The organism is Thermomonas paludicola, assembly GCF_024498955.1.
GTDB lineage: Bacteria > Pseudomonadota > Gammaproteobacteria > Xanthomonadales > Xanthomonadaceae > Thermomonas > Thermomonas paludicola.
Window position 1 is genome coordinate 1,818,536 of the sequence record NZ_CP093311.1, and the last position, 11,887, is coordinate 1,830,422.

An 11,887-nucleotide genomic window follows, 5' to 3' on the forward strand; every position below is an offset into this window, starting at 1 on the left:
GGCAATCGCGACAACCTAAGCGCTGCTGCCGGGCAAGTCCAGTGCGCCGCCATCGCCATCGGGCAGCTGGCTATACTTCGCCAATTCCGCCCAGGCCCCGCGCATGGCTGCAACCGCGATCAGCAAACCCTCCGGCGGCATTCCCGCACACGGCGACTTCCTCGGCCACCCCAAGGGCGTCTATGTCTGCTTCTTCACCGAGATGTGGGAGCGTTTCTCCTTCTACGGAATGAAGGCGCTGCTGCTGCTGTATTTGCTGAAGCACCACCGCTTCAGCGATGACATGGGCTACGACCTGATCGGTGCCTATGGCGGCCTGGTCTACGCGGTGCCGGTGATCGGCGGGCTGCTGGCCGACCGCTGGCTGGGCATGCGCAAGGCGGTTGTCTTTGGCGGCGTGCTGCTGTGCCTGGGGCACTTGGGCATGGCGTTCGAGGGCGCGGACGCACGCGTGGTCAATGGCGTGGTGGTGCGCGACGAAGGCGCGTTGCAGGTGTTCTACCTGTCACTGGCGCTGATCATCATGGGCGTCGGCTTCCTCAAGCCGAATATCTCGACGATCGTCGGGAAGCTGTATGCACAAGACGATCCGCGCCGCGACTCCGGCTTCACCCTGTTCTACGCCGGGATCAACGTGGGTGGCCTGTTCGCCGGCCTGATCTGCGCCTTCCTCGGCGAAACCTACGGCTGGAAGTACGGCTTCGGCGCCGCCGGCATCGGCATGATCACCGGCCTGTGCATGTTCCTGTGGGGGCAGAAATACCTGCACGGGCACGCCGAGCCGCCGGTTCCGATGGCGCTGCGCGAACGGGTCGGGCCACTGCCGCGCGAGGCGTGGATCTATCTCGGCGCGATCGCCGGCGTTGCGGTGGTCTGGCAGTTGATCCAGCGCACCTGGACCGTGCATGGCGCAATGCACCTGGTGGCACTGGGCTTCGGCGGATGGTTCGTGTGGTTCGTGGCGCGGCGCTGCAATCGCGTCGAGCGCGAGCAGATGATCGCGTTGCTGGTGACGATTATCGGCGTACTGGTGTTCTTCACCCTGTACGAGCAGACCTATGGCTCGTGGCTGACCTTCACCGACCGCCTGATGACCAAGGACATGTTCCCCTCGATGGTCAGCGACAGCAGCGGCACCCTGCCCTGGTCGCTGTATGTCATGGCGGCGAGCGTGCCGCTGATGGTGCTGGCGCTGCGCGCAAGTGATCGCGGCCATGGCGCGCGCGCCGGCTGGCTGGTCACGCTGCTGGTCGCCGCGATGGGCGTGGCCTGTTTCCGCGACGTGGTGCTGGTGCCGCAGACCGCAGGCTCGCTGACCTTCCTCGGCTCGTTCTTCATCGTCGCGCTGTCGCCGCTGTTTGCCTGGCTGTGGCCTTGGCTGGAGGCGCGTGGGCGCAACCCGGGCAAGCCGATGAAAAGCGCAATCGGCCTGCTGTTCGCCGCGCTCTCGTTCCTGCCGTTGATGGCGGCCGCGCACACCGCGGCAGGCGGCGCGATGGCCAGCGTGTGGTGGCTGGTGCTGGCCTACCTGGTGCTGGAAGTCGGCGAGATGTGCCTGTCGCCGATCGGGTTGTCGGCGGTCACCCAACTGTCGGTGGCGAAGGTGGTCGGGCTGATGATGGGCGGGTTCTGGCTGGCCACGGCGTACTCGGAAGTGCTGGCCGCGCAATTCGGCAAGCTGGCCTCGCTCGACATCCCGGAAGGCGGCACCATCGACATGGCCCAGGCTGCGATGAAATATGGCGACCTGTTCCAACTGTTGCTGTGGATCGGGCTGGGCTCCGCGCTGCTGTTCCTGCTGCTTGCCCCGCTGCTCAGGCGGATGATGCATGGCGTGAAGTGACGCTGAATCCCGCATGCCGGGGCGCTGCTACACTCGGCTGCTCCATCGCAACGAGTCCTGCCGCATGCTGACACAGCGCCCGCTTGCCATCGCCCTGATTCTTGCCCTCACTGCCGGCATCGCCACTCCCGATGCCACTGCCGCCAGGAAAGCGGCGCCGAAAAAGAAGAGCGCGGCCGTGGCGCTGGCGTGCAGCGACTTCTACGCGGAGGCGAACAAAGGCTGGCTGGCCGCCAATGCGATGCCGTCTTCGGGGGCACTGTCGGCACTGGGCCAACTCACCGCGCGCGCGCAACAGCAGCAACGCGAGCTGCTGGATGCGTCGATGGCCTCGCCGCAAAACAAGGTGCAGAAATTGCTGGGCGACTTCTGGGCCAGCGGGCTTGACGAACAAGCGGTGGAGCGCGACGGTGCGGCACCGGTGGCGCCGCTGCTCAAGCGCATCGACGCCATTCGCCGCAACGGCGATATCGCCCCCGCCATCGCCGCGCTGCACCAGGTCGGCATTCCGGTGGCCTTCCAGTTCGGCGCCGACATCGACCTGCGCGACCTCAACCGCCACCTCGGCTATTTCAGCCAGGGCGGCATCGGCCTGCCCGACCCCGCTTACTACACCCGCGATGACGCCGACACCAAGGCGTTGGTGGCGCGCTACGCCGATTACATCCGGAAAATCCTCGCCCTCACCGGCGTGGCAGCCAAGGACATCGAAACCCAGACTGCGCTGGTGCTGGATCTGGAAAAGCGCATCGCCGCCGTTGCGCGCCCGCTGCCGGAACTGCGCGATCCGCGCAACAATTTCGCGCCAGTGGCCACCGCAGGTCTTGGCAAGCAATACAAGAACCTGCAGCTGGATGCGTTCCTGAAGGCGCAGGGGGTCAGCGATGACACCGTGTCGCTGGTCAACCCGGCGATGTTTGCCCAGATCGACGCGCTGGCCGGCTCGCTCAAGCCCGCGCAGTGGCAGGCCTACCTGCGCTGGCGGGTGGGCGACGCGATGGCGCCCTACCTGTCGAAGCCGTGGCGCGATGCGTCCTTCAACTTCCGCGGCCAGGTGCTGCTGGGGCAGGCTGCCGCTCCACCCCGTTGGCAGCAGGTGCTGGATGCCATCAATCTTGCGGCCGGCCCGATGCTTGGCCGCGAATACGCCGCAAGCTACCTGCCTGACGCAACCCGCACGCAGGCGCAATTGATTGCCGGCCAAGTGCAGGCAGCACTGCTTCAGAAGGTTTCCGGCAGCAGCCAGCTGAGCGATGCAGCCAAAGCGGAGGCGAAGAAGAAACTGGAGCACCTGCAGATCGAGATCGGCCTCCCGCGCCGCGACCTCGACTTCAGCATGCAGCCGATGGGGCGCGGCAGTTTCGGCGGCAACATGCTGATCGCCTCCACCTGGCGGCATCGGCAGGAAATGAAGCGGATCGGCAAAGGCAACGCCGACCGCAGGTGGGACGTGCTGCCACAGCAGCCGGCGCTGGCCTATGACCTGGCGCACAACCGCCTGATCGTCACTGCCGCCATGCTGCAGGCGCCGGTGCTGGACGCGGCAATGCCGTTGGCCAACCAGTACGGCGCATTCGGCGCGCTGGTGGGCCACGAACTCAGCCACGCCGTGGACAACCGCGGCCGCCACGTGGATGCCGACGGCGATGTGCGCGACTGGTGGTCGGCGCCCGATGCTGCGGCGTGGGACACCAAGGCGAAACAGGTCACCACCCTGTACGGCCAGCTGCCCTATCCCGGCGTGGCCGGCGTAAAGGTCAACGGCGAGCTGACGCGCGATGAAAACATGGCCGACCTGGCGGGGCTGGAGTTGGCCCACGCCGCCCTGCTTGCCGCCCAGCCGAATGCGGGCACGGAGACCGAAAAGCCGTTCTACCTCGGCTGGGCGCAACTGTGGGCGCAGCGCGTCACGCCCGACGAAGCCCAGGTTCGCGTCCTGCAGGACGTGCGTGCACCCGGGCAACTTCGCGCCAATGTGCCGCTGATGCAGCAACCGGCGTTTGGCTCGGCCTACGGCTGCAAGCTCGGGGCGCCCATGCAGCCCAAGCCGGACGCACGCATCGGCATGTTCCCCTGATGCGGGTGCGGGCGGGCGTGCCCGTCCACTCGAGAACCCGAGCCTTCGCTCAGCGCACGATCCGGATCCTGGGCTTGGGTTTGCCGAACGGCGGCTGCCCGCGCCAATGGCGGATCAGCAACCAGCCGAACAGCATCCCGCCCAGATGGGCGAAGTGCGCCACGCCCGGTTGCAGGCCGGTGATGCCCACGCCCAATTCGAACAAGCCGTACACGATCACCAACGTGCGCGCCTTCATCGGGATCGGCGGGAACAGCAGCATCACCCGCTGGTGCGGGAACAGCATGCCGTAGGCCAGCAACAGGCCAAACACGCCGCCGGACGCGCCGATGGTGGGATACGGGTCGGCGCCCTGCGCCACCGCATACGAGCCCACCAGCAGCTGGCAAAGCCCTGCGCCCACCACGCACACCAGGTAGAACGTCAGGAAGCGGCGCTGGCCCCAGATGTATTCCAGCGGCGCACCGAACATCGCCAGCGCCAGCATGTTGAAGGCCAGATGCATCAGCCCGCCATGCAGGAAGCTGTAGCTGAGCAGCTGCCACGGCATGAATGCCGGCGCCATGCCGGCGGCATCGAAGCCGGCATCCGCCCACGGCCACAGCATCAACGGCGTCATCGCCTGATTGCCCAGCGCGTACTGCAGGACAAAGCCCAGCAGATTGGCGATCAGCAACGCTTTGGTGATTTTCGGAAGATTGAACGGCATCCGTGCGAAGTCCCGGTTTCGTTGCAGTGCATCATAGCCGTTCAGCGCGGCGCCCAGAGCGCGGCATCCAGCGCGTCTTCAGCCTTTGGCAGGCGAACCCGGCCCTTGTGCAGCGGCACCCCTTCCGCCCGCAGGCGCCGGCACTGCTCAAGGAACTCCGGGGACTCAGCCGCAAATGCAATGCGTCCGTCCGCGCGCAGGATGCGGTGCCACGGCAATGCCGCGTCTTCATTGCGGCCCAGGATGCGCGCCACCAACCGGGCCCGCCCCGGCAAGCCGGCCCGGCGGGCAATGCCGCCATAGCTGGCCACCTCGCCGCGCGGGACCGCGCGAATCGCATCGAGGATGCGCTGCTCGGCAACCAGGGAAGGCGGGGGCGAGGTCATATCCGGGTTAGCATAGCCGCAGGCTTTCCCCCGCGCAGACACCGCCCATGGACAATTTCGAACAGATCCGCAGTCATCTGGTCAACGCCGGCTACAAGCTGAGCCTGCAGGATCCGTACATGACCTGCGTCGAGCTGTCGCTGGCGCAGGGCAAGCGCCACCAATCGATCTTCCTGGCCGAGCTGCAGGACGAGGACGGCCGCGACTATCTCAGGGTCAGCACCGCCGTTGGCCCCATTACCGGGATGGACGCGCGCCGTGCGCTTGCGTTCAACTGGCAAAGCCGGGTCGGCTATCTGGCCATCGGCGAACTGGACGGCGTGCCTTACCTGCAGCTGTGCGAAAACCGCCCCTACGATTGCCTGACGGCTGCGGAAATCGACCGCTTGGTGCTGGACATCGGCGGCACCGGTGACGAGATGGAACATCGCATGTCGGCGGGCGGCGATCTGCTCTGAGGGATTCGCCGCACGCCCGCGACCGGATTGATCAGGCCAGGCCCGCCAGCACCATCAGCCGATACAGGCAGAAGGCCACCGTCCCCGAGGCGGGAATGGTCAGGATCCACGCCCATACGATCCGTTCGATGGTGCCCAGCTTGAGCTTTCGCGGGTTCTTGGCGAAGCCCACGCCCATGATCGCGGTGGACACGGTGTGCGTGGTCGAGACCGGCATGCCGAAATGGGCCGCCGCCATCAAGACCGTGGCCGAACTGGTATCCACCGCAAAGCCGTCCAGCGGATGCAGCTTGACCATCTTGTGGCCCAGGGTCTTGATGATCCGCCAGCCGCCGGAGGCCGTGCCGGCGGCCATGACCAGCGCGCAGGTCACCACGATCCAGATGGCCACGTCATTGCCCGCCGAACGTGCCGGATGCATGAACGCCAGCCAGCGCGGCAAGCCGTCCAGCACGCCTGACGCTTCCGCACCCACCAGCGTCATGGCGATGACGCCCATGGTCTTCTGCGCATCGTTGTGCCCGTGCGCATAGCCCATGTAGGCGGCCGAGGCGATCTGCAGCTTGCCGAATGATGCGTTGATCCAGCGCGGACGCGCCAACCGCCGCATCCAGCCGCCGGTGCGCTCCAGCCCCGAGATCAGCGCCCACAGCAGCACCATCAGGACCAACCCCAGCAGGAAGCCAACCACCGGCGAGGTCACCATCGGCACGATCACCTTCCACACCAGGCCCTTGCTCTTGGTCCAGTCGGCGGCACCTTGAATCCAGATCAGCGAATTCCAGTTCATGTGCGAGGCCGACAGCGCCGCGCCACACAAACCGCCAATCAGCGCATGCGAGGACGAGGACGGCAGCCCGAACCACCAGGTCACCAGGTTCCACACGATCGCGCCCAGCAGCGCGCACAGCACCAGCTGCGACGACGCCGCCACCACCTCGGTATTGACGATGCCGGTGGCGATGGTGGCCGCCACCGCGGTACCCGTCAGCGCGCCCAGCATGTTGGTCACGGCCGCCACGCTGACCGCCTGCCCGGGCGTGAGTACCTTGGTCGCCACCGACGCGGCGATGGAATTGGCGGTGTCGTGGAAACCGTTGATGAACTCGAACGCCAGCGCGACGACGACCACCACCAGAACAAGCGTCAGCATGGCATCGGCCCCGTCACGAATTCTTCAGCACGATCTGGTACGCCACCACGCCCGCCTCGCGGCAGCGGTCGATGGCCTTTTCCAAGATCTCGAAGAACTCCTTGAGCAGGAACATCTGCAGGCTGTCCAGCTTGCCGGAGTAGATTTCGCGATAGAGCTCCAGCATCAGCCGGTCGGCCTCGTTTTCCAGCGACCGCAGCTTTTCGTTGAGCGTGGTCATCCGGTCAAGGTTCATCCGTTCCAGTTCATCCACCATCTGCACCACCACGGCGGCGGCCTGCTCCAGCATCGCGGCGCGCGGGGCGAAATCGATATTGCCAAGATGCTGGAGCGCAAGCGCATAGCGGTCGGCGAATTTCTCGATCTGCTTGGGGATCTTGTGCAGCGCCGAGCCCAGCGCCTCGATGTCTTCGCGCTCGATCGGCGTGATGTAGCTGTCCACCAGCGCCTGGCTGATTTTCTCGGCTGCGGTGCGCTCGCGCAGGCGCGCCAGCTTGAAGGCATCCAGCGCGGGCTGGCGGTCAGCCTCCTTCATCATCGCGTGCAGCGCCTTGGCGCTGTCGTAGGCGGCGGCCGCGGCATCATCCAGGAGCGCGTAAAACTGCTTGCCGGAGCCGAAGATGGTTTGCAGGGAGAACATGAGAAGATCCAGCCGGGCGGGGTGGGAACACGCAATGATAAGTGATGATTATGACGGTTCGATGACAGGCCCTGCCCGCCCAAGTGCCTGTTATCATTCAAACGCGCCCAGGCGCAGCCCATGAATAGCCGCCTGCCGCCACCTCGACACCCTTTGCCCGCCATGCTTGCGGCGGCTCTGCGACCTGTCCTGCGCCGTGCATCCCTCCTGCCTGCACCCGGTGATTCCCCGTGCTGGAACTGTTGATCGTCCTTGCCCTGATCCTGCTGAATGCCTTCTTCGCGATGTCGGAGATGGCGGTGATGACCTCGCGCAAGTCGCGCCTGCGCCAGTTGGCACAGGGCAGCCGGCGCGCGCACAAGGCATTGGAACTGGCCGAGCATCCGGAAAGTTTCTTGTCTGCGGTGCAGCTGTGGATCACCTTGCTGAGCCTGCTGACCGGCTATTTCGGCGGCGAGTCGATGGGCAGCAAGATCGCCGATCCACTGGCCGGCATCCCGATGTTCGCGCCATACGCCGACCGCATCGGCTTCATTGGCGGCTTCCTGGTGATGCTGTTCCTGTTCGGCCTAATCGGCGAATTGGTGCCCAAGCGCATCGGCACCCTGCAACCCGAGCGGATCGCCAGCCTGGTGGCGTATCCGATGCATTTTTTCGCGATCGCAGCCAAGCCGTTCGTGGTCATGCTCTCGACCTGCACGCGACTGGTACTGCGCATGCTGCGACTCTCCAGCGGCAACGCCCAGGCGGTGACCGAAGAAGAGATCCAGATGCTGGTGAGCGAAGGCCATGAGCAAGGCGTGATCGATCTCGATGAACGCAACATGGTGAACCGGGTGATGCGGCTGGGCGACCGCACGGCCGACAGCCTGATGACCCCGCGCACCCGCATCAGCTGGCTGGATGCCTCCGCCTCGCTTGCCGAAAACCTGGCCCTGATGCAGGAAGACGCGTTTTCGCGCTACCCGGTGTATCGCGGCAATGACAGCGACGTGGTCGGCCTGCTGGAGGTGAAAACCCTGCTGGACGAGCTGGGCAAGCCGCAACCCGATCTGTTCCGCGACGTGCGCCCGGCGCTGTTCGTGTCCGAGTCGACCCATGCGATGAAGCTGCTGGAAATCCTGCGCGAAGAACAGCAGTCGATGGCACTGGTGGTGGACGAGTACGGCGACATCCAGGGCCTGGTGACCGTCAGCGACATCGTCGATGCGGTGATCGGCCGGCTGCAAACCGGCACCGATGCCGATGCCGGCGAGGCGCTGGTCGTCACCCGCGACGACGGCTCGCTGCTGGTGGATGGTGGCCTGCACGTGGAAGAATTGCGCGAGTTGACCGGTGAACGCCTCGCCGATGCCGAGGAACTGGACTACCGCACCGCCGCCGGCCTGGTGATTGCGCACTTCGGCCGCATTCCGCACGTGGGCGAGCATTTCCGCATCGGTGCCTGGAAAATCGAAGTGGTGGACCTGGACGGCCCGCGCATCGACAAGCTGCTGCTGCAACGGGACGCCCAGCCCGCGCGCGACGATGCCTGAGACCGGCGCGCGCGCTCAGCGCAACAGGTCCTGGAACTGTTGCGGCTCCAGCGGATAACCCAGCCAGTAGCCCTGTACCAGATCGCATTCGCGCTCCCGCAGCAGTTCGAATTGCCCCTGCCGCTCCACCCCTTCGGCCACCACGATGACCCCCATCGAGTGCGCCATCGCCACGATCGCGCTGGTCAGCGCCAGATCATCCGGGTCGCGCAACAGGTCGGTGATGAAGCTGCGGTCGATCTTCAACCCATCCACCTGCACCCGGCGCAGGTGGCTGAGGCTGGAATAACCGGTACCGAAATCGTCCAGCCACACGCGCACGCCTAGCTGGCGGAGCCGGCCCAGCAGCTCGGTTGCGTACGCCTCGTCGCTGATCACCGCGGTTTCGGTCAGCTCCAGATGCAGCCGCTCGGGCGCCAGTCCGCTTTGCTGGAGCGCATCCGCCACCAGCGGCAGCAGGTCGCCGCCACGCAGTTGCCGCGCCGAAACATTGACCGACACGAACGGCGGCTCGCCGGCATCCGGCGGCACCGGCCAAGCCGCCGCCTCCATGCATGCCGCCCGCAGCGTCAGCTTTCCGATCGTTTCGATCAGGCCACTTTGCTCGGCCACGTCGATGAACACCGACGGGGCAATCGCGCCGTCCTCCGGATGATTCCAGCGCAGCAATGCCTCCGCGCCGACCAGCACCCGATCCTGGGTACGGAAAATCGGTTGGTAGGAAAGGCTGAGTTCGCCACGCTCCCACGCGCCGCGCAGATCGTTTTCCATGCGCACGCGCCGCTCCAGCGCCTGATCCATGGCCCGGCTGTAGAACCGATAGCAGTTCTTGCCCGCCACTTTCGCCTGGTACATCGCGATGTCGCCGTTCTTCATCAGCAAGGACGCACTGCCCGCATCGTCGGGAAAGATCGCCACGCCCACCGACGTGCCCAACAGCACCTGCCGGCCGTGCAGCAGCAGCGGTTGGCTCAACGCCAGCACCAGCGCCTCGGCCAGCCGGATCGCATTGCCGCGCACGCTGCCATCCGGCGCGCCATCCCGTGCCTGCAGCAGGATCACGAATTCGTCGCCGCCGAATCGGGCCACCAATGCTTCCCCGCCCTCGATGGACTGCACTGCCTGCTCGATGCGCGTCGCCACCTGCAGCAGCACTTCGTCGCCCGCCTCATGGCCCAGCGTGTCGTTGACCCGCTTGAAGTCATCCAGATCGGCGAACAGCAGCGCCAGTTGGCAGCTGGCGCCGTGCAACTCACGCAGGCGGTGCTCCAGCGATTCGCGGAACGCCAGGCGGTTGGCCAGGCCCGTCAGCGCATCGCTGTAGGCCACCCGGCGGATATCACGATCGTGCCGCGCCACGCTGTCGCGCATGCGCGCGAAGGCGCGGATCAGTTCGCCCAGTTCATCGGTACGCATGCTGACCGGCACCGGCGTGGTGAAATCCCCTTCCTCGATCTGTCGCGCCGCATCGCTCAACTGCCGGATGGGCCGGACCAGCAGCCGCTGCAGGAACATGGCGCCCAGCAATGCACCACTTGCCAGCCCCGCGCATATCAGCAGCATCCAGGTCAGGCTGCGCTGGTTGAGTTCGTCGTTACGGGCGCGCAGCGCGGACAGCGCCTGCGCCTCGGCTCGTGTCAGCGCCGCCATCGAATAACCGATGCGAACGCCGCCCAGGCGATCCTCGCCAATCTTGATCGGGCTGGAAATATCCAGAAGATCACCGGCCTGGCGCGTATGCGGGGCATTGGCGGCGATGATGCCGGGCGCCAGCGCATCGTTCATCGGCCGGCCATAGGCCGCGATGTCGCCGGATCCATCGTGCAGGATGCGCCCCTGCGCGTCGTACACCAGCACGTAGTCCACGTCCGGCGTGCGCAACGCGCTCCGCGCCAGGCTGCCGACGGCGTCGAGGTCGAAGTAGTACAGCGGATTGGCCAGCGCTTCCGTCAGCTGCCTGACCTGCGCCTCGCCGCTGGCGCGCATCTGCTCGCCCAGCAGCACGTGCGTGCTCTGGCGCGCGATGTTGATCGCCTCTTCCTGATTGTGCTGCTGGCGCTTCCACACCAGGGCCATCAGCAGCAGCATGAGCATGAGCCCGGCCAGGATGGCCGCCTGAAAGCGGGTTTGCAGGCTGAACCAGGGGCGCTTCACTCAACCTCCATGCGCACGCGCTGCACGCCCTGCGCCAGGCGTTCCAGTGCGCGCTGATCCTCTGCGCTGATCGGCGCGAAGTATCCGGTTTCCATGAAGCGGCGCAGCGCTTCGCCGGCATCCGGATCTTTCGCGGCATCCAGCAGGACTTCACGCAGGCGCGCTTCCACGTTCGGGGCCAGTCCGTTGCGCGCCAGCATCAACGCACGCGGCACGTCCTCGGTACGCCCGATCACGCGAAAATCCTGGGCGAACGCCGGCGGCACCCGTGACGGGTTGATCCAATCCAGGTTGCTCAACACGCCGGCGTCCACCAGCCGCTTGTGCACCCAGGTCGTGATGTTCAGCTCGGTGCGGGCGAACACATAGCCCACCCGATCCGGCGCCGGCTTGTCCATCGGCGAAAGCAGCAACTCCAGCGATTGCCCCTCGCTCAGCAACTGTGCCGCCGGCAAGTAATAGGCACTGGTGGAATACGGACTCTGGAACGCCACGCTGTGGCCGGCCAAATCATGCAGCGACTGGATGGGACTGTCGCGGCGCACGAAAAAAATCGTGTGATAGCGCTCCGCACCCTCGCGCTGGGTGATCAGGAACGCATGCGCCACGTCTCGGCGCTCCAGCATGGCGGCATTGCCGGCGGTTTCATTGATCCAGTCCACCCGGCCACGGCGCAGGTAGCTGGCCATCTGCTGGGGATCCTTGGCCATCAGGATGCGGCCACTGTGGATGCCCACCGACGCCATGCGCGGAATGACGTAGTCCAGCAACGGCTTGAGCTGGTCGTAGTGTGCCTGCGGATCATCGCTGACCCTGCCCAGCACCAGCACGCCGGAATCGCCCTGCGCGGTGGCCACCTGCTGTGCGCGTGCCTGCGGCCACCATGCAAACAGCAAGCACAGGGCACAGGCCAGCACTGGCGACAACCGCTG

General features: G+C 66.0%; 9 protein-coding genes and 2 pseudogenes. 4 read left to right on the plus strand and 7 right to left on the minus strand.

Annotated features, from left to right (window positions below; genetic code table 11):
• Positions 1-103: 103 nt before the first annotated feature.
• Both LIW09_RS08475 and LIW09_RS08480 read left to right on the plus strand, forming a co-directional pair.
• Positions 104-1,843 carry a peptide MFS transporter gene (locus LIW09_RS08475; RefSeq protein ID WP_256645217.1) on the plus strand — a complete coding sequence of 580 codons (1,740 nt, stop codon included), beginning with the start codon at positions 104-106 and terminating at the stop codon, positions 1,841-1,843.
• A 64-nt stretch (positions 1,844-1,907) separates the two neighbouring features.
• On the plus strand, positions 1,908-3,920 hold the full coding sequence (locus LIW09_RS08480; protein WP_256645218.1) for a M13-type metalloendopeptidase: 2,013 nt from the start codon (positions 1,908-1,910) through the stop codon (positions 3,918-3,920).
• 49 nt (positions 3,921-3,969) lie between these two features.
• Here the strand turns inward: LIW09_RS08480 and LIW09_RS08485 are convergent, their stop codons facing one another.
• Entirely contained in the window at positions 3,970-4,629 is a 660-nt protein-coding gene (locus LIW09_RS08485) for a rhomboid family intramembrane serine protease (RefSeq protein ID WP_256645219.1), read from the minus strand.
• Positions 4,630-4,670: 41 nt separating this feature from the next.
• The gene (locus LIW09_RS08490; protein ID WP_256645220.1) at positions 4,671-5,015 is read right to left on the minus strand and encodes an MGMT family protein; all 345 of its coding nucleotides are present in this window, start codon (positions 5,013-5,015) and stop codon (positions 4,671-4,673) included.
• Between the two features lie 47 nt (positions 5,016-5,062).
• Here LIW09_RS08490 and LIW09_RS08495 point away from each other — a divergent pair, with 47 nt between their 5' ends.
• Positions 5,063-5,473: a hypothetical protein gene (locus LIW09_RS08495; protein ID WP_256645221.1), complete on the plus strand. Its 411-nt coding sequence runs from the start codon at positions 5,063-5,065 to the stop codon at positions 5,471-5,473.
• 31 nt (positions 5,474-5,504) lie between these two features.
• Here the strand turns inward: LIW09_RS08495 and LIW09_RS08500 are convergent, their stop codons facing one another.
• Together LIW09_RS08500 and LIW09_RS08505 are read right to left on the minus strand one after the other, a co-directional pair.
• Positions 5,505-6,626 carry an inorganic phosphate transporter gene (locus LIW09_RS08500; RefSeq protein ID WP_256645222.1) on the minus strand — a complete coding sequence of 374 codons (1,122 nt, stop codon included), beginning with the start codon at positions 6,624-6,626 and terminating at the stop codon, positions 5,505-5,507.
• A 13-nt stretch (positions 6,627-6,639) separates the two neighbouring features.
• Positions 6,640-7,266: a DUF47 domain-containing protein gene (locus LIW09_RS08505; RefSeq protein WP_256645223.1), complete on the minus strand. Its 627-nt coding sequence runs from the start codon at positions 7,264-7,266 to the stop codon at positions 6,640-6,642.
• A gap of 230 nt (positions 7,267-7,496) precedes the next feature.
• Between LIW09_RS08505 and LIW09_RS08510 the strand changes: the two genes are divergently transcribed.
• A complete protein-coding gene (locus tag LIW09_RS08510) occupies positions 7,497-8,801 on the plus strand; it encodes a hemolysin family protein (protein WP_256645224.1) in 1,305 nt (434 codons plus the stop codon).
• A 15-nt stretch (positions 8,802-8,816) separates the two neighbouring features.
• Here LIW09_RS08510 and LIW09_RS12705 read toward each other — a convergent pair.
• From LIW09_RS12705 to LIW09_RS08520, 3 genes and pseudogenes are all read right to left on the minus strand, one after another.
• Positions 8,817-9,560: pseudogene (locus LIW09_RS12705) on the minus strand (putative bifunctional diguanylate cyclase/phosphodiesterase); the annotation flags it as partial.
• A 117-nt stretch (positions 9,561-9,677) separates the two neighbouring features.
• Positions 9,678-10,895 (minus strand): annotated as a pseudogene (locus LIW09_RS12710) (diguanylate cyclase domain-containing protein); the annotation flags it as partial.
• A 56-nt stretch (positions 10,896-10,951) separates the two neighbouring features.
• Positions 10,952-11,881, minus strand: a complete 930-nt coding sequence (locus LIW09_RS08520; RefSeq protein ID WP_425507933.1) for a phosphate/phosphite/phosphonate ABC transporter substrate-binding protein — start codon at positions 11,879-11,881, stop codon at positions 10,952-10,954.
• Positions 11,882-11,887 lie beyond the last annotated feature (6 nt).